The 17175-nt window shown below is 57.8% G+C and carries 18 protein-coding genes; 13 read left to right on the forward strand and 5 right to left on the reverse strand.

All coding sequences use genetic code 11. From position 1 onward, the window contains the following. Window positions 1-182 precede the first annotated feature (182 nt). Both AC2FIP_RS13400 and AC2FIP_RS13405 read left to right on the forward strand, forming a co-directional pair. Window positions 183-1220 (forward strand): porin, encoded by a 1038-nt coding sequence (locus AC2FIP_RS13400; protein WP_496692521.1) that lies wholly within the window; start codon window positions 183-185, stop codon window positions 1218-1220. A 102-nt stretch (window positions 1221-1322) separates the two neighbouring features. After that, window positions 1323-1982, forward strand: coding sequence for a YggS family pyridoxal phosphate-dependent enzyme (locus AC2FIP_RS13405; RefSeq protein WP_142637099.1), 660 nt, complete (start codon window positions 1323-1325; stop codon window positions 1980-1982). On the opposite strand, the gene AC2FIP_RS13410 is transcribed toward AC2FIP_RS13405, so the two are convergent. Continuing rightward, window positions 1966-2466 carry a L,D-transpeptidase family protein gene (locus AC2FIP_RS13410; RefSeq protein ID WP_496786813.1) on the reverse strand — a complete coding sequence of 167 codons (501 nt, stop codon included), beginning with the start codon at window positions 2464-2466 and terminating at the stop codon, window positions 1966-1968. The genes AC2FIP_RS13405 and AC2FIP_RS13410 overlap by 17 nt on opposite strands. Next, a complete protein-coding gene (ribA, locus tag AC2FIP_RS13415) occupies window positions 2463-3557 on the reverse strand; it encodes a GTP cyclohydrolase II (RefSeq protein ID WP_496689928.1) in 1095 nt (364 codons plus the stop codon). Before ribA ends, AC2FIP_RS13410 begins: the two co-directional genes overlap by 4 nt. 163 nt (window positions 3558-3720) lie before the next feature. On the opposite strand from ribA, the gene AC2FIP_RS13420 reads away from it, so the two are divergent. The 6 genes from AC2FIP_RS13420 to AC2FIP_RS13445 all read left to right on the forward strand — a co-directional run bounded on the left by AC2FIP_RS13420 (window position 3721) and on the right by AC2FIP_RS13445 (window position 7729). Then, window positions 3721-4407: a response regulator transcription factor gene (locus AC2FIP_RS13420; protein WP_142637092.1), complete on the forward strand. Its 687-nt coding sequence runs from the start codon at window positions 3721-3723 to the stop codon at window positions 4405-4407. Window positions 4408-4635: 228 nt separating this feature from the next. Then, window positions 4636-5028 (forward strand): GFA family protein, encoded by a 393-nt coding sequence (locus AC2FIP_RS13425; protein WP_496786814.1) that lies wholly within the window; start codon window positions 4636-4638, stop codon window positions 5026-5028. Window positions 5029-5099: 71 nt separating this feature from the next. After that, a complete protein-coding gene (locus AC2FIP_RS13430) occupies window positions 5100-5888 on the forward strand; it encodes an exodeoxyribonuclease III (protein ID WP_496786816.1) in 789 nt (262 codons plus the stop codon). A 75-nt stretch (window positions 5889-5963) separates the two neighbouring features. Further along, complete coding sequence (trxA, locus tag AC2FIP_RS13435; RefSeq protein ID WP_496786817.1) at window positions 5964-6878, forward strand: thioredoxin; 915 nt, start codon at window positions 5964-5966, stop codon at window positions 6876-6878. A 27-nt stretch (window positions 6879-6905) separates the two neighbouring features. Next, window positions 6906-7547, forward strand: coding sequence for an LON peptidase substrate-binding domain-containing protein (locus tag AC2FIP_RS13440; RefSeq protein ID WP_496786819.1), 642 nt, complete (start codon window positions 6906-6908; stop codon window positions 7545-7547). Beyond that, complete coding sequence (locus tag AC2FIP_RS13445) at window positions 7544-7729, forward strand: Trm112 family protein (protein ID WP_496786820.1); 186 nt, start codon at window positions 7544-7546, stop codon at window positions 7727-7729. The genes AC2FIP_RS13440 and AC2FIP_RS13445 overlap by 4 nt, the downstream gene beginning before the upstream one ends. Here AC2FIP_RS13445 and AC2FIP_RS13450 read toward each other — a convergent pair. Further along, window positions 7726-8988: an FAD-dependent monooxygenase gene (locus AC2FIP_RS13450; RefSeq protein ID WP_496786822.1), complete on the reverse strand. Its 1263-nt coding sequence runs from the start codon at window positions 8986-8988 to the stop codon at window positions 7726-7728. The two genes, AC2FIP_RS13445 and AC2FIP_RS13450, sit on opposite strands and share 4 nt — an antisense overlap. A 53-nt stretch (window positions 8989-9041) precedes the next feature. Here AC2FIP_RS13450 and AC2FIP_RS13455 point away from each other — a divergent pair, with 53 nt between their 5' ends. From AC2FIP_RS13455 to AC2FIP_RS13470, 4 genes are all read left to right on the forward strand, one after another. Continuing rightward, window positions 9042-10370, forward strand: coding sequence for an amidase (locus AC2FIP_RS13455; protein WP_496786823.1), 1329 nt, complete (start codon window positions 9042-9044; stop codon window positions 10368-10370). Between the two features lie 107 nt (window positions 10371-10477). Beyond that, window positions 10478-11659, forward strand: a complete 1182-nt coding sequence (locus tag AC2FIP_RS13460) for an aminotransferase class I/II-fold pyridoxal phosphate-dependent enzyme (protein ID WP_496786825.1) — start codon at window positions 10478-10480, stop codon at window positions 11657-11659. 14 nt (window positions 11660-11673) lie between these two features. Continuing rightward, window positions 11674-14562, forward strand: coding sequence for a DNA translocase FtsK (locus AC2FIP_RS13465; protein ID WP_496786826.1), 2889 nt, complete (start codon window positions 11674-11676; stop codon window positions 14560-14562). Between the two features lie 39 nt (window positions 14563-14601). Then, entirely contained in the window at window positions 14602-15198 is a 597-nt protein-coding gene (locus AC2FIP_RS13470; protein ID WP_496750369.1) for a LolA family protein, read from the forward strand. Between the two features lie 12 nt (window positions 15199-15210). Here AC2FIP_RS13470 and AC2FIP_RS13475 read toward each other — a convergent pair whose 3' ends face one another. After that, a complete protein-coding gene (locus AC2FIP_RS13475) occupies window positions 15211-15792 on the reverse strand; it encodes a transglycosylase SLT domain-containing protein (protein ID WP_496750371.1) in 582 nt (193 codons plus the stop codon). Between the two features lie 60 nt (window positions 15793-15852). Further along, a complete protein-coding gene (locus tag AC2FIP_RS13480; RefSeq protein WP_496786828.1) occupies window positions 15853-16734 on the reverse strand; it encodes an AEC family transporter in 882 nt (293 codons plus the stop codon). Between the two features lie 80 nt (window positions 16735-16814). Between AC2FIP_RS13480 and hspQ the strand changes: the two genes are divergently transcribed. Continuing rightward, the gene (gene hspQ, locus AC2FIP_RS13485; RefSeq protein ID WP_142637073.1) at window positions 16815-17141 is read left to right on the forward strand and encodes a heat shock protein HspQ; all 327 of its coding nucleotides are present in this window, start codon (window positions 16815-16817) and stop codon (window positions 17139-17141) included. The last annotated feature ends 34 nt before the right edge of the window (window positions 17142-17175 follow it).

Below are 17175 nucleotides of genomic sequence, written 5' to 3' on the forward strand. Positions count from 1 at the left end.
TCGGGGTTGATTCAGTGGGCAAATCAGACTGTGGCATCCTTGCACCAATTCTAGGCCAATGCGCGTCAGTTTTTATGCCAAGCTTGCGTGACAGGGGCAAAAAGGGCGAAACGGTTCCCGTGCTGAGACATGTGCCTAAGCACGTGTCGAGTTAAAAAACTTTTGAAACCGAGGGAAACAAGATGAAAAAAGTTCTCTTCGCATCGACCGCACTGATTGCAACCGCAAGTGTTGCAGCGGCCGAAGTTAAGTTCAGCGGCTACGGCCGTTTTGGTATTGGTTATCAGGAGGACCGCACAGCGGCCACCACCACCACCACTACCACCACCACTACTGCAAGTAGTGCAACTGTTCAGAACGTTAACGTGTTCGCGAACGACACTGACGACGCAATCCTGGTCTCGCGCTTCCGCTTGAACATCGACGGCACAGCCGAAACCGATGGCGGCGTTGAGTTCTCGGCTCGTGTACGTCTGCAGGCTGACGAAGACTCGTCCACCGGCGAAGCCAATTCGGCTGGCCTGAACGGCGCGCGCTTCTCGGTCATCTACGGTGGTCTGCGTGTTGACGCCGGCAACGTTGCTGGTTCTTTCGACAACTTGGCAAACTACTACGGTAACGAGCCTGGCCTGGAAAACTTCATCGGTCAGTATTCTGCCGTTGACTATAGCTTCCTGGGTTACTCGTCGACCGGTTCGGGTTCGAACGCTGTGTTCTTCCAGTACGCAGTTGGTGATTTCGCCTTTGGTGCGTCGTACGACCAAGCAACTATCTTTAACGGTGGTGGCAGCACAACCGACGCGGATCGTTGGGACGTAAGCGCGACTTACACCTTCAACAACATCACTGCAGCGCTGGCCTATGGTCAAACTGACGCGGGCACTGGTGGCGACGATCCAAGCCTGCTGGTCTTCACCCTGGGTGCAGAATTCGGCGACTTCTCGGGTACGCTGTTTGTTGCTGACGATAAAACCGAAGTTGACGCCACCGACGGCACTGCTTGGGGTGTATCGGGTGCCTACAATGTTGGCGCCGCGACCACGCTGACCTTCGCCTACGGTGACGGTAACGCTGATGCGGACACGCAGCAGTACGGCATCGGCGCCATCTACGACCTGGGTGGCGGTGTATCGCTGCGCGGTGGTGTAGGTGTCAGCGACTGTGACGTCTGCGACGACTCGACCACACGTGCCGACTTTGGTGCACAGTTCAACTTCTAAGTTGATCTGAGCCGCAAGGTTTAAGGGCAGGTCTTCGGACCTGCCCTTTTCTTTTTGTCCGACATAGTGTTTTTCTTCGCCCATAACTGATCGAGGACCCAAATGTCGCTGCAAGAAATCTCTGCCCGGATAACCAAAGCCGAAACCGCCTCGGGGCGGGACGTTGGGGCCGTGAAGCTGATCGCCGTGTCAAAGGTTCAGCCGAATGAGCGTGTAGCGGAAGTGCTTGCTTTAGGGCATCGCTGTTTCGGTGAAAACAGGGTTCAAGAAGCCGTCGGAAAATGGCCGGAATTCAAATTGCAGTACCCGGATGTCGATTTACATCTGATTGGGCCGTTGCAAACGAACAAAGCCCGTCAGGCGTTGGATCTGTTCAGCACGATCCATTCTGTTGATCGCCCCAAACTGGCCAATACTCTGGCCCGGCTCGCGCAAGAGGTCGGCACTTGCCCGGACCTGTTCATTCAGGTCAATACCGGTGAAGAGGATCAAAAGGCAGGAATTCTGCCCACTGAGGCAGACGCATTTATTGCCGATTGCCGCGGGCTCGACCTTCCGATTCAGGGCCTGATGTGCATTCCGCCTGTCGAGGAAGAGCCATCTCTGCATTTCGCCTTGCTTGCCAAGATAGCTGAACGCAATGGTCTGAAAGGGCTATCCATGGGGATGAGCAGCGATTTCGAGCAGGCCATTGCACTTGGCGCGACCCATGTGCGCGTCGGCTCGGCCATTTTCGGCGAACGAGTTAAGCCTGAGGGATAATCAGCCGCGTGCCCGGCTCGATTCGACGTGCGATCCACCGCAGATGGTCGCGCCGAAAGGCAACGCAGCCTTCTGTAGGAAAACCGGGCCGTCGCCATTGATGCAGGAAAATTGCTGAACCGCGCCCGGCCACCGCATTGGGCCAGTTCCAGTCAGTGATCAGAACCAGATCGTAAAGCGGGTCCGCGCGGCGGAGTTTTTCGTGGCTGAAAGGATAGGGTGCGCTGACCATATGATTGTACTGCGTGTCTTGCACATCATCTGACCAGAGGTCCTGAGGACCGATTGGGATGGCCCAAGGCGACGGTCTTGCGAGCCGGTCGGGCCGGTACAGCATACCAACGATGTTGAGGCAGCCGGTCGGCGTGGCGCCGTCCCCCTCACGCTTGCTGTTGCTTAACCCACCTTTCCCGATCGAACAGGGAAAATACCCGCCGCGAAAACGAACGCCGCGGCGGGTTAGAACCAGATCTACGGGTGTCACAGCAAATGTCCCGACTTGGCTGCTTTGGTGGCCAGATAGTCGCGGTTATGGGCAGTTTCGCCGACTTTCAGCGGGACGCGCTCGGTGACGGCGATGCCGGTCTTCTCCATCATCGCGATCTTGGCGGGGTTGTTGGTCAACAGCCTTACGGAACTGAAGCCGAGCAATTTCAGGATGTCCGAGCCCAGACGGAAATCGCGCTCGTCATCCTCGAAACCGAGACGGTGATTGGCCTCGACTGTATCGAACCCTTGATCCTGCAGGAAATAGGCGCGCATCTTGTTGGCCAAGCCAATCCCGCGGCCTTCCTGATTCAGATACAGAAGTACTCCTGCCCCTTCAGACCCCATCTGGGCCAGGGCCCCACGCAGTTGTGGGCCGCAATCACATTTCAGGCTGCCCATCAGATCACCGGTGAAGCAGGCCGAATGCAGCCGAGCCAATACCGGTTTGCTGCGGTCGGGGCGGCCGATCTCGATTGCGTAATGTTCCTCGCCGCCATCTTCAGGGCGAAAAACGTGCAGGCGCCCGGCTTCGGATACCTCCATCGGCAGTCGGGCGGCGACGACCTCATTCAAAATGCTTCGATCCGACAGATGTGGCGCGGCGCGGGTATGGTCAATACATGTCAGGCCATGTGCAGTAGCGAAGGTTCGGCCGTCGTGGACAGGAACAACGATTGCCGCCGGCAGAAGGTGGGCTGACTTGGTCAAAGCAATGGCAATGCGATGCAGATTGGCGTTGCCCTGACGCTCTGTCATCAGTGGGCCTTTCATAGGCGCGTTCAGATCGTCCGAGGGATCGGCCACCGCCTGTACCCAGGCAACATCGGCATCTGCCGGAACGATCACACGTGCCAGGTCACCGTCATAGGCCCGTGCCTTTAATGTCTCGGCCCGTCGGACAGTCACTGCGACAACAGGATCGCCACCCAGACCTTGCAAGTCGGCAAGCCGCTGTGCGCTCAGCGTTTCCGACGCAATGGCCAGTACGCTAAAGCCGGTGTCATCCGTCAGGGCGACCGGCAAGCCCATGCGCAGGTCAGCCCGTGCCCGAGCAAGCAGTTCCGAGATATCCGGGATAAGACTCATCTGTTGTTACCCTGTAACGATCAGCCCTTCATGTAGCCTGATCAAAAGGAAATGTGAAACAATTCCTCATCCTGAGACACGAGGGCGTGAAACGGTTGCAGCAAACCTTGTTGATTGCATCTTTCGCGCGCAAGTGGTGGAAAAGGGCTTAGGAGGACCGGATATGGCACAGCTAAAGAAAATCCTGCTAGTGGATGATGATGAGGATCTGCGCGAAGCGTTGAGCGAACAGCTCGTGATGACCGAGGATTTTGATGTATTCGAAGCGTCGGACGGGGCATCAGCCATGGAGCGGGCTCGCGAGGCGATTTACGATCTGGTCATTCTGGATGTTGGCTTGCCCGACACGGATGGGCGCGAGCTGTGCCGCCTGATGCGCAAGCAAGGTGTGAAAAGCCCGATCCTGATGCTGACCGGTCATGACAGTGACGCGGACACCATCCTGGGTCTGGATGCTGGTGCCAATGACTATGTTCCCAAGCCGTTCAAGTTTCCGGTCCTTCTGGCTCGTATCCGTGCGCAGCTTCGCCAGCATGAACAATCAGAAGACGCGGTATTTGTGCTCGGGCCTTATACGTTCAAGCCGGCGATGAAGATGCTGATCACCGACGAAGACCGCAAGATTCGCCTGACCGAGAAGGAAACCAATATCCTCAAGTTCCTGTACCGGTCCGCCGACGGTGTCGTCGCCCGTGATATTCTGCTGCATGAGGTCTGGGGCTATAATGCCGGTGTCACCACACATACGCTGGAAACTCATATCTATCGCCTGCGTCAGAAGATCGAGCCCGATCCATCCAACGCGCGCCTTTTGGTCACAGAATCGGGTGGATATCGCTTGGTATCGTAACTTGATGTGGATTGACTTGGATCAAAGTGATACCCTGTAGACATCTTTAAGTTACTCCCAACCCGTACATGTCCGGGTAATGACATGTACCTCCCTGTTGGACTGCCGGGCCTGATGGCCCGGCCTTTTTTGTTTGTGCTGCAAAATGTTTTGCGGCTCCTAGCGGATTGCGACAAAGTATATGTTCATGTAATGTTCTATTTCTGGAGTGCAAAATTGGAGGCGAAAGTGATTCATGGAAGTTGCCTGTGTGGCGCCGTAAAATTCCAACTTACCAGTGAACCTTCGGTTATGGGAACATGCCATTGTTCGCGTTGTCGGAAGGCAGGTGCAAGCACTGTTGTCTTCGTCAAGAAAGATGATGTTGTTTGGCTGGACGGTAAGGACCGAGTTGTCACTTACCAGCCTAAACCGCCCTATAAATATGGCAGGTGTTTCTGCGATACCTGTGGGACGTCGCTTGGTGAAATCCTGGCTGATGCCGACAGTTTTCCAATCGCGGCCAATGCGCTGGATACCCCGTTTGAGCTGACAGTCCAGTTTCACGAGAATGTTTCCGAAAAACCGCATTGGTACGAGATTTGCGATGATGCACCCCAATCGTCCGGGCATCCGTCCTGATATTTTCTTTTACGATGGCACCTGAGAATGCGCCGCGTTAGGGTGCGCCAACCGCGACAGAGGAATTCCCTATGCCTTTTACTCTTGCCACATGGAACATCAACTCGGTCCGTCTGCGCGAGCCTATCGTGCTGAAATTGTTGCGCGAAGAGGCGCCGGATGTTCTGTGCCTGCAGGAATGCAAGTCTCCGGTGGACAAGATCCCCACCGAAGGGTTTGCCGAACTGGGTTACACTCACATGGTTGCGCGCGGGCAAAAGGGCTACAACGGCGTTGCGATCCTGTCTCGCCTGCCGATGGTCGAGGCGGGCGACATGGATTTCGCAGATCTCGGCCATGCGCGCCATATCGCGGGGCGGCTGGAAAACGGCGTGACGATTCACAATTTCTATGTGCCTGCGGGCGGGGATGTGCCGGATCGTGAGGTGAATGAGAAATTTGGCCAGAAGCTGGATTACCTGACCGATATGCGTGACTGGTTCCACGCGGAAAAGCCGGAAAAATCCATTCTGGTTGGTGATCTGAATATCGCTCCGCGTGAGGATGATGTCTGGTCGCACAAACAGTTGCTCAAGGTCGTTTCGCATACACCGGTCGAGGTCGAGGCCTTGGCCGAAACGCAGGACGCAGGCGGTTGGGTCGATGTCACCCGGCAGGACATCCCCGAAGGGCAGCTTTATAGCTGGTGGTCCTATCGCGCGCGGGATTGGGACGTGGCCGACAAGGGGCGGCGGCTGGATCACGTCTGGGCCACGGCGGATATCTCGAACGCGGGCCATTCCAGCCGTGTCCTGCGCGACGCGCGCGGTTGGGAAAAGCCCAGCGATCACGCCCCGGTCTTTGCGACCTTTGACGTCTAACCTGCAACTCTGCCCTTGGTTTCCGGGTCAAGCGACTGCATATAGGGCGCAAGTTTAATCGAAAGAGTGACAGCCATGGACCTTCTGAACGGCGCAGACACCCCCGCCACCGATCTGATCAAGGACGGGACCGAAGCCACTTTCATGGCGGATGTGGTCGAAGCGTCGCAGGACGTGCCGGTCATCGTTGATTTCTGGGCGCCATGGTGCGGCCCGTGCAAAACGCTTGGCCCGCAGTTGGAAGAGGCCGTGACCGCCGCCAAGGGCGCGGTCAAGATGGTCAAGATCAACGTCGACGAGGCGCAGATGATCGCCTCACAGATGCGCGTTCAGTCAATTCCGACCGTCTATGCCTTTCACAAGGGGCAGCCGGTTGACGGATTTCAGGGTGCCGTGCCTGGGTCCGAGATCAAGGCCTTTGTCGACCGCGTGATCGAGGCGACAGGCGGCGAAAGCCCCGGTGGTCAACTGGACGACGCCGTTGAGGCGGCCGAGGAAATGCTGACCGAAGGTGCCGCCGCGGATGCTGCTCAGACCTTTGCCGCCATTCTGGGCGAAGATCCGAACCACGCCGCTGCCTATGGCGGGCTGGTACGCGCTCATATCGCCACGGGTGATCTTGAGCAGGCCGAAGCAATTCTGAACGGTGCCCCGGCCGAGATTTCCGCCTCGCCCGAGCTTGAGGCCGCAAACGCGCAGTTGGAACTGGCCAAGCAAGCGGCGGATGCTGGTCCAGTGGCCGAGCTGACCGCAGCGGTCGAGGCTGACCCCGACAACCACCAGGCACGGTTCGATCTGGCGCAGGCCTTGCATGCGAATGGCGATGTTGAAGACGCCGTAGCGCAGCTGCTGGAATTGTTCCGCCGTGACCGCGAATGGAATGACGGCGCGGCCAAGGCTCAGCTGTTCACCGTGTTTGACGCGCTCAAACCCAATGATCCGATTGTTCTGAACGGGCGGCGCAAGCTCAGCTCGATGATATTTGCCTAATTCTGGATCAGAGCTACACTCGGGTACATGATGCATCCCGCTGACCTGCCGGAAACGGTATCCGTTTTCCCTTTGCCCGGGGCGCTGTTGCTGCCCCGCTCGCGCTTGCCGCTGCATATATTCGAGCCGCGCTATCTGCAGATGTTGGACGACGCTTTGAAAACCCGGGAACGGTTGATCGGAATGGTTCAGCCGAACCCGTGCCAAAGCAACGAAAATAGGTTGCATCAGATCGGTTGCGCAGGGCGGGTGACGCAGTTTTCTGAAACCGAAGACGGCCGCTATCTGATCACGCTGACCGGTATTTCCCGGTTCCGTATTCAGGCCGAGCCGGATGCCTTCACCCCCTATCGCCGCTGCAGCGTGACCTGGGGTGGGTTTAACCGTGATCTGGGCAAGGCCGAGCATGATGAGGGGTTTGAGCGTGTGCGATTTTTGGGCCTTTTGGAGAGGTTCTTTTCGTCCCGACAGATGTCGACGGATTGGGATACGCTGAAGGACGCGGATGATGAGCTGTTGGTGAATTCGCTGTCGATGCTGCTGGATTTCGACCCCGAGGAAAAACAGGCCCTGCTAGAGGCCCCCTGTCTGCGCACCCGGCGCGAGACCTTGGTGACACTGATTGAATTCGCCATGCGCGGCGGATCGAATGAGGAAACATTGCAATGACCACCGCCGAACACGCCTTTGACCGCCGCATGCTTGAGGCGCTGATTTGCCCAAAGACGCAAACGACGCTGCATTATGATGCTGAAAAGCAGGAGCTGGTGTCAAAAGCGGCGGGTCTGGCCTTTCCGATCCGCAATGGCATTCCTGTGATGCTGGTGGATGAGGCGCGCGCGCTGGACTAGATCGCTCGCCCTTGCAGCAGTTTTGGCAGATCTCCGGTCAACCCGGCGGCCTCGCGCACGAAACCGCGGCGCAGACCGGGTAGAGAGCCGACGATACCCATTCCGATATCCCGCCCGATCCGCAGTAATGGATTGTCGTTGGAAAACAGTTTGTTGAACACATCCGTCGCCATCGCCAAAGACGCGGTGTCGAACCGTCGCCATTCCTGAAAACGCTCCAGCACCAGTGGCGACCCGATATCTTCGCCGCGTCGTCCGGCCAGGGTCAGCACCTCGGCCAGGGCGCCGACATCGCGCAGTCCCGCATTCAGACCCTGACCTGCAATCGGGTGCATTCCATGGGCCGCGTCTCCGACCAGGGCCATCCGTTCACTGATAAAGGAATTGGCGATGGTCAGATTCAGCGGATAGGTAAACCGATCTCCGGCAAGACGGATTTCGCCCAGAAAATCGCCGAACCGCGGGCGGAGGACTTGCAGATAATCCTCTTCAGGCAGGGCGTTGATGCGCTGGGCCATTTCGGTCCGTTCGCTCCAGACGATTGAACTGCGATTGCCGGTCAGGGGCAGAATGGCCAGAGGGCCGGGCGGCATAAAGAACTGATGTGCGACGCCGTGATGCGGCAGGTCGTGGTCGATGGCGCAGACCAGCGCGGTCTGGCCATAATCCCATCCCGTGCGTTTGATCCCGGCGCGTTCTGCGGTGCCGCTGCGGCGCCCGTCACATCCAATCAGCAGGGCTCCATCAAGGACCGCACCATCATCCAATGTCAGGCTGACGCCTGTTCCGGTGGTCTGTTGTGACACGACCGTCTTGCCGCTGATCTGGGTAATGGCCTTTTCCTCGGCCATCGCGTCCAGAAACGCACGGCGCAGGTGGCGGTCTTCGACCATAAAGCCCATCGGGCCTTCTTCGATCTCGGCATGGTCGAAATGCATGAAAAACGGCGACGGGCCAGCGCCTGCATGGCCATCGGTGACCTTGATTTCGAGCATTGGCTGGGCGTGTTCGGCAACCGGTTTCCAGACCCCAATCGCCTCTAGCAGGCGCTGCGAGGCCAGGGCCAGCGCATAGGCCCTGCCGTCAAAAGCCGAATTTTTGCGAACCTTTTCGGCCAGCGCGTCAATGACGGTAACTCTGTGCCCTGTTTGTGCCAGTGCCAAAGCCAAAGCGGGGCCATTCAGGCCGCCGCCGACGATCAGGATATCCGAGCTCTGTTCCATGCTGCGCACTATGCGCGCCCATTCGGGATTGTCCATGTGCGGTCCTGTCGCTACCGTCGCTGGGAATGCAGAAATTGAAGGGGGCAGTGATGCAGGATTGGTTGTCGATGACGGCTTGTGATCTGGGTCGGGGCATTGGCATGGGCCAGATTGACCCGGTTGAACTGACAGAGACCTTTCTGACTGCGATAGCAGCCCACCCGCATCGCGACCGTATCTATGCTCGCGTGACCGAAACGCGCGCCCGAGCCGAGGCTGAGGCGGCGCAGGAGCGGGCCAAGCTGGGATTGCGCCGATCATTGTTGGATGGGGTGCCGATCAGTTGGAAAGACCTGTTCGATACTGCCGGGACTGCCACCGAGGCAGGAACGGCACTGCTGAAAGACCGGGTTCCCAAAACTGATGCAATCGTGCTGCGAAATGCCAGTGCCATGGGCGCTGTATGCCTTGGCAAAACCCATATGAGCGAGCTGGCCTTTTCCGGCCTGGGTTTGAATCCAATCACCGGAACGCCGCCCTGCATAGATGATGAGGATGCGGTTCCCGGAGGATCATCTTCGGGGGCTGCGGCATCCGTGGCTTGGGGATTGGCGGCTTGCGCGATCGGCTCGGATACTGGTGGGTCAGTGCGGATACCGTCAGCCTGGAACAATTTGGTTGGGCTGAAAACCACCGCCGGGCGGGTCAGCCTGGAGGGTACAGTCCCGTTGTGCCTGCGGTTTGATACCGTTGGACCGCTGGCCCGCTCGGTCGAAGATGCGGCCCATATGCTGGCCATGCTGGAGGGCGGTACGCCAGCTGATTTGCGCGGAGCCAATCTAAAGGGGCGTCGTTTCGCGGATTTACAGACTGTCGCCAAGGATGATTTGCGCGCAGAGCCGCGTGTCGCTTACGAGGATGCCCTGGATCGGTTGCGTGAGGCCGGTGCAGATATTCTGCCTCTTGAGGTCCCTGAACTGACCGACGCGATGGGGCTGTCGGGGGTTCTTTACACCACCGAAGCCTATGGCCTGTGGCGCGATGTGATCGAGGCCAACCCAGATGTGATGTATCCCGAAATACTCGAACGGTTCCGTGCCGGACGAAATGCTTCGGGCCCCGATTATGTTGCAGCCTGGTCAAGGCTGAAGGCGTGTCGCGGTGCATGGGACGTAGCCACTGCCGGGTTTGACGCCGTTTTGGCCCCAACTGCACCGATCCTGCCGCCCAATCTTGAACGGCTGATGAGCGATCATGACTATTACGTTACCGAAAACCTGCTGGCATTGCGGAACACCCGGATCGGCAACCTCATGGGGCTGGCAGCGCTGACCTTGCCGACCGGAAAACCGGGCTGCGGGCTGATGATGATGGGTTATCCGGGGTCCGAAGAGGCGCTTTTGCGGCTTGGTTCCGCGGCCGAGGCCACATTGGCCTGAATGCCACAATCCCCTGATTCGGCACCGCTTTGTCTGGACGAAGCCCCGCCCGGCCTGTAACCTGCTTGAAAACGGGGCGAAATGATCCCGATATTGAGGCAGTAGTTATGAATTTCCCCGAGCGGTTTTCGAACCTTCCGGAATACGCATTCCCGCGCCTGCGCACCCTGTTGGATCATCACCAACCGGGCGGTGAAGTGATTCACATGACCATTGGCGCGCCGATGCACGCTTTTCCGGCCTGGGTCAGCGACGTGATTGCGGAAAATGCTGCCGGTTTTCAGGGATATCCGCCGAATGAGGGTTCGGCCGAGCTGCGCGGTGCGATCACTGACTGGATTGCACGCCGTTATGGCGTCACGATGGATCCGGACACGCAGGTTATGGCCCTGAACGGGACGCGCGAAGGGCTGTATAACGCCGCCATGGCGCTGTGCCCCGAACAGAAATACGGACAAAAACCGGTCGTTCTGTGCCCGAACCCGTTCTATCAGGTCTATATGGTTGCCTCGATCTCGGTCGGGGCTGATCCGGTTTTTGTCCCGGCCACGGCGGCCACAGATCATCTGCCGGACTATGCGGGATTGCCCGCGGATGTGCTGAACCGCACTGTCGCCGCTTATATCTGCTCACCGGCCAACCCGCAGGGCGCAGTTGCCACGCGTGAATACTGGGTCGAGCTGATCCGGTTGGCTGAAACATATGATTTCCGCATCTTCGCCGATGAATGCTATTCCGAGATTTACCGCGACACAGCGCCTACAGGTGTTCTGACGGTCGCAAAGGAACTGGGCGCTGATCCTGAACGGATCACCCTGTTCAACTCGCTGTCAAAGCGGTCGAACGTGGCCGGGCTGCGGTCTGGCCTGATTGCAGGCGGGCCGGAAACGATCAAGCGGGTCAAGCAGTTACGAAATTATGCGGGCGCGCCATTGCCGCTGCCATTGCAGGCCGCCGCCGCACGGCTGTGGGCCGATGAGGCGCATGTGGTCGAGAACCGCGCGCTCTATCAGGAAAAATACGCCATCGCAGACGAGGTGTTTGCAGGTATCCAGGGCTACATGCCGCCCGAAGCCGGGTTCTTTCTGTGGCTGCCGGTTGAAAATGGCGAGGAAACCGCATTGAAACTGTGGCAGCAGACCGGAGTTCGGGTGCTGCCGGGTGCATATCTTTCTCAAGGTGATCCGGGGCAAAACCCGGGCGAGCAATTTATCCGGGTCGCTATGGTGGCCCCAAAAACAGAGATGCGGCAGGGGCTGATCACGCTCCGCGACTGCATTTATTCGTGAGGTACGAGGGCAAAATGGCATCATATAACGCGCGCAACCGCGATCCATTGCTGGACAGCACGACTCAGGCCGCCATCGAAAGGCGCAGCAAAGAGTTGATCGGCATCGCCCTGATCCTACTTGGGTTGGCTTCGGCGGCGATGATCTGGTCCTACACACCGGATGACCCGAACTGGATGGTGTCGACGGATGCACCAGTGCAGAACTGGATGGGGCGTGTTGGTGCCTCGATCGCGGCGCCATTGTTCATGATTGTCGGTTGGGGCAGTTGGAGCATTGCGTTGGTGTTGATCGGCTGGGGTGTGCGTTTTGCCGGGCATTTCGGTGAAGATCGTGCCGTCGCCCGCCTGATATTTGCACCGATCTGGATCGCCATTGTCTCGGTCTATGCGGCGACATTAGTGCCGGGTGAGGCTTGGCGCGTAACGCATAGTTTTGGTCTGGGTGGATTGTTTGGGGATACGGTCATGGGTGCCTTCCTGACCTTGTTGCCCATATCCTCGCATTTTATTGTCAAGCTGATGTCTCTGGCGATGGCTATTGGGATGCTGACGCTGGGCGTGTTTGTTCTTGGTTTCACCAAGGACGACGTGCGCAAGGGGTTCCGCGCCTTCCTGCTGGGGCTAGTCATGTCCTATGACATATTGATGAATCTGCTGGGCCGTGGGGCTGTCGCAACAGCGGAGGCTGCGCGCGAACGTCGTGCCCAATGGGACGAACGCAAGACGGCCCGCGCCGAAGGGGCCGTGTTCGACGACGAGATTGCCTTTACGGACCCTGTTTTCGACGAGCCACTTCTGGAAGCGCCCGAACCGATAAAGACCGGCCTCCTGTCGCGCATTCCTGATCTGATCCGTCGCCCGGACCCCATGCCCGAACCCGAACTGATCGACCGTGAACCTGTCGCGGGTTACGAGGAAATGCCGGGTGAGGACCGTATCCGTTCAAAGATTTCTGCCGCCGTGCGCAACCGTAAAGTTGCAGTCGGAGAGATGGCTCCTGAGCCCGATCCCGACCTGCCGCTGACCAAAGGGCGGGGCCGTGGACCTGATCCGTTGATCCTGAATGCAGGTCATGCGGACGAACTGCCGCCCGAGCCGCCAGTGACATCAACCGGGCTGCCGCCCGAACCGATGCTGTCAGCGCAGCCTGAAACAGAATGGCAGGAACCGCTGCATCAGGATTTTGCACCCGAGCCGGATTTCGATGACGAGGCCGTTTTCGAGGATGACGCCGATGAGATGCTGCAAGCCCGCCCGGCGATGAAAATCCCCGTGGCCGAGCCGCGCAAGCCGGTGGTTGCTCAACCCGTGCGCCGCACCCCGCCACCTTCGCGCCGGGCCCAGGCCGAGGCCCAGCCCGCGTTGTCGTTCGAGGAAAAGCACTCCGATTTCGAACTGCCTCCGCTGGGCCTGCTGTCCAACCCCTCCAGCATTCAGCGCCATCACCTGAGCGATGAGGCCCTGGAAGAGAATGCGCGGATGTTGGAAAATGTGCTGGATGACTATGGCGTCAAAGGTGAGATCGTCAGCGTCCGCCCCGGTCCGGTTGTCACGATGTACGAACTTGAGCCGGCTCCGGGTTTGAAAGCCAGCCGCGTTATTGGTCTGTCGGATGACATTGCCCGCTCGATGTCGGCCCTCTCGGCGCGGGTTTCGACCCTGCCGGGCCGCTCGGTCATCGGGATCGAACTGCCCAATGAAAACCGTGAAATGGTGGTGCTGCGCGAAATCCTTTCGAGCCGTGACTTCGGAGACGGCAATCAGGCGCTGCCTTTGGCGCTGGGCAAGGATATCGGCGGTGAATCCGTTGTGGCCAATCTGGCCAAGATGCCCCACCTGCTGATCGCGGGGACCACCGGTTCCGGTAAATCGGTGGCGATCAACACGATGATCCTGTCGTTGCTGTATAAGCTGACGCCGGATGAATGCCGCCTGATCATGATCGACCCCAAGATGCTGGAATTGTCGGTCTATGACGGCATCCCGCATCTGCTTTCTCCGGTTGTGACAGACCCGAAGAAGGCGGTTGTCGCCTTGAAATGGGTCGTGGGCGAGATGGAGGATCGCTATCGCAAGATGTCCAAGATGGGCGTGCGTAATATCGCGGGCTATAACGGCCGGGTGAAAGACGCACTGTCCAAGGGCGAGATGTTCAGCCGCACGGTCCAGACCGGTTTTGACGACGAAACGGGTGAACCGATGTTCGAGACCGAGGAATTCGCACCCGAGTCGATGCCCTATATCGTTGTTATTGTCGACGAGATGGCCGACCTGATGATGGTCGCTGGCAAAGAGATCGAGGCCTGCATCCAACGTCTGGCGCAGATGGCTCGGGCCTCGGGTATCCACCTGATCATGGCCACGCAGCGCCCCTCGGTCGATGTGATTACCGGCACGATCAAGGCGAACTTTCCGACCCGGATTTCCTTCCAGGTGACGTCAAAGATCGATAGCCGCACCATTCTTGGTGAAATGGGCGCCGAACAACTGCTGGGTCAGGGTGACATGCTGTATATGGCGGGTGGCGCGAAGATCACCCGTTGCCACGGTCCGTTTGTCTCGGATGAAGAGGTCGAGGAAATCGTCAACCATCTGAAGCAATTCGGCCCGCCGGATTATATGAGCGGTGTGGTCGATGGACCGACCGAGGAAAAGGCTGATAATATCGACGCTGTTCTGGGTTTGAACACCGGGGGCAACACCAATGGTGAAGACGCCCTGTACGATCAGGCCGTGGCGATTGTGATCAAGGATCGCAAATGCTCGACCTCGTATATCCAGCGGAAACTTGCCATTGGCTATAACAAAGCTGCGCGTCTGGTTGAGCAGATGGAGGACGAAGGCATTGTTTCATCGGCAAATCACGTCGGAAAACGCGAAATCCTGGTGCCAGAGCAATAGGATATTTAATAACAAGGGCAGAGCGCTTATCTGGGTCTTATGAAACAGATTGCTTTTGCCCTTGCACTGACACTGGCCACACCCGCCGCCTGGGCTGCGGACAAGTTGCCGCTGTCGCAGATATCGAATTACCTGAATGGTCTGAAAACTGTCGAGACGACATTTACACAGGTCAATGATGATGGCTCACTGAGCACAGGAAAGCTGTGGATCGCACGGCCTGGAAAGATGCGGTTCGAATATGACCCGCCAGACAGCGCCGTTGTGTTGGCGCGCGCTGGCACCGTTCAGATATTCGATCCGAAATCCAATCAACCGCCCGAGCAGTATCCGTTAAAGCGAACACCTCTGTCTCTGGTTCTGGCACGGAATGTCGATCTGGGTCAGGCTAATATGGTGGTTGGGCATGACTTTGACGGAACGGCCACTGTCGTGACAGCACAGGACCCGAAAAACCCTGACTCCGGTCGAATTGAGCTGATGTTCACCGGCGATCCGGTTGAGCTGCGAAAATGGGTGATCCACGATAATGCAGGCGGGCAGACAACGGTTCTGCTGGGTCAGCTTGATACCGGCAAAAACCTAAGCAGCAGCTTGTTTTCGAACAAGAACAGAAGCGGGTCAGGCAATCGCTGACCCGCTGTTTGTTCAGTAACGACAGCCTGACAGTTGCGCCTGGTACATCCGGGCGCGCGCATCCACATCATTGGCCACGTTCAGCAACCACGCCTTGCTGTAATGGCTGCCGCGGGCATAACCGGTATGGCCTTCGTGATAGGCCAGATACTGATTGCGCGTGTCGCTTGGCTGGATGCCATTCCGCTCATAGCTTTTGTTCATGTACCAGCCGATGAAATCCGAAGCGTCCCGAATACGATCCCGCTTGGCCCGGCGCTTGCCGGTTTCGCGCTGATACTCATCCCATGTCCCGTCCAGCGCCTGGCTGAAGCCATAGGCGCTGCTCTGACGGCCCATCGGAATCACACCCAGAACATATTGATGGGGCGTTCGCGCATCGTGGCGATACCGGCTTTCCTGATAGATCGTAGCCATCTGAACGTGAACGGGGATTCCCCATTTCCGCTCGGTGCTTTTGAACGCCTTGATATATTCGGGCCGTTCACGCGCAATGCTGCATGCATCATTCAGCTTGCTGGGTGGCTGGTTGGAACCACCCCCGCAGGATGCCAAAAGCAGCACCCCGAAGAGTACGATAAGAATTCTGCTCATGTGCCTCGTGCCTTTTTTCTTCATTCTAGCGCAGATTGAGCGATTAGGAAATCACAATCGCTACAGAACAATAGCTAGAATTATAGGCAAAGCGCCGACGGACATCAGGGTTGAGACCATAACCAGCCCCGCAACCGCGTCAGAATCCGCCTCGAACCGTTCGGCCAGCAGGTATGAGGTTACGGCAACCGGCGTACACATCTGCACCACCAGAACGCCGAACGCGACGTTATCCAGATCAAACCCTTTTGCGATTGCCCATGCCAGGGCAAAACACACGACCAGTTTCAACGCCGATAGCCAGACCGCTTGCCCTAGCTTTCTGGTGGTCAGCCGCGCAATCGCAACACCAAGCGTGATCAGCATCATCGGAATCGCCATCTGTCCCAGCAGGTCCAGCGTGTTGGTCACGAAGACAGGTGTTTGCCAGCCCTGCCACAGAAACAGCGCCCCCAGCAGAGTAGCCCAAACCATGGGTTCACGTGCTACCTTGCCGAAAGCGCCTTTTCCCGCCACCAGGTAGATCCCGTAAGTAAAGGAAAACAGGGCGGTAACGGCCAGAAATATCACCGCGAAACCCAAGCCTGCCTGCCCAAATGCGAAAATGGCCAGAGGCAGGCCCAGATTCCCCGTGTTGCCGAATATCAGCGGCGCCAGATAGGTGCGCTTTTCCAGCTTGCTGGCCCGGACAAATACGCCAAATGCGACCGCCAGCCCGACATGGCCTGTGATGGCGGCCAAAGTGAACCGGGTCAGCTCTCCGGGCGGGATCTGGGTTTGCATCAGGGCCACGAAAATCAGGCTGGGCACGGCGAGCGTCACCGCAAGGCGGGTTACAAATTGCAGCCTGTATTCAAAGCCAAGTTTGACCCAGGCAAACCCGATCCCCGCCAAGAGGAAGACCGGGGCCACGATTTCGAGTACTGTCAGTAAGAGGTTCACAGACTGTTTCCCATTATTTTAGATCAATGATTGGCATTCCTATGAGGAAACGGGTAGTAAGACCTTTGGGGGCAAACGTGATGCTAAAGACACAAGCAAAGTACCGGCTGGGCCAAGTCGTCCGCCACAAAAAACATCCCTTCCGAGGGGTGATTTTTGACGTGGACCCAGAGTTTTCAAATACCGAAGAATGGTATCAGGCCATTCCCGAAGACAGCAGGCCGATCAAGGATCAGCCGTTTTATCATCTGTTGGCGGAAAATGACCAATCCTTCTATGTTGCTTATGTTTCTGAACAAAATCTGATTGCTGACCAGTCCGGAGAACCGGTCGAGCATCCGGATATCCCCGATATGTTTGGTCCGTTTGAAAACGGCGCATATCCGTTGCATTTCCATTTGAACTAAAAATGGAAGCGCGGGTGAAACCGGGCCCGTACAG

The organism is Ruegeria sp. CDSB114, from assembly GCF_059611025.1.

Coding starts and splice junctions, on each gene's coding strand:
- AC2FIP_RS13400 (WP_496692521.1), top strand. CDS start 183: ATGAAAAAAGTTCTCTTCGCATCGACCGCACTGATTGCAACCGCAAGT.
- AC2FIP_RS13405 (WP_142637099.1), top strand. CDS start 1,323: ATGTCGCTGCAAGAAATCTCTGCCCGGATAACCAAAGCCGAAACCGCC.
- ribA (WP_496689928.1), bottom strand. CDS start 3,557: ATGAGTCTTATCCCGGATATCTCGGAACTGCTTGCTCGGGCACGGGCT.
- AC2FIP_RS13420 (WP_142637092.1), top strand. CDS start 3,721: ATGGCACAGCTAAAGAAAATCCTGCTAGTGGATGATGATGAGGATCTG.
- AC2FIP_RS13430 (WP_496786816.1), top strand. CDS start 5,100: ATGCCTTTTACTCTTGCCACATGGAACATCAACTCGGTCCGTCTGCGC.
- trxA (WP_496786817.1), top strand. CDS start 5,964: ATGGACCTTCTGAACGGCGCAGACACCCCCGCCACCGATCTGATCAAG.
- AC2FIP_RS13440 (WP_496786819.1), top strand. CDS start 6,906: ATGATGCATCCCGCTGACCTGCCGGAAACGGTATCCGTTTTCCCTTTG.
- AC2FIP_RS13445 (WP_496786820.1), top strand. CDS start 7,544: ATGACCACCGCCGAACACGCCTTTGACCGCCGCATGCTTGAGGCGCTG.
- AC2FIP_RS13450 (WP_496786822.1), bottom strand. CDS start 8,988: ATGGACAATCCCGAATGGGCGCGCATAGTGCGCAGCATGGAACAGAGC.
- AC2FIP_RS13455 (WP_496786823.1), top strand. CDS start 9,042: ATGCAGGATTGGTTGTCGATGACGGCTTGTGATCTGGGTCGGGGCATT.
- AC2FIP_RS13460 (WP_496786825.1), top strand. CDS start 10,478: ATGAATTTCCCCGAGCGGTTTTCGAACCTTCCGGAATACGCATTCCCG.
- AC2FIP_RS13465 (WP_496786826.1), top strand. CDS start 11,674: ATGGCATCATATAACGCGCGCAACCGCGATCCATTGCTGGACAGCACG.
- AC2FIP_RS13470 (WP_496750369.1), top strand. CDS start 14,602: ATGAAACAGATTGCTTTTGCCCTTGCACTGACACTGGCCACACCCGCC.
- AC2FIP_RS13475 (WP_496750371.1), bottom strand. CDS start 15,792: ATGAGCAGAATTCTTATCGTACTCTTCGGGGTGCTGCTTTTGGCATCC.
- hspQ (WP_142637073.1), top strand. CDS start 16,815: ATGCTAAAGACACAAGCAAAGTACCGGCTGGGCCAAGTCGTCCGCCAC.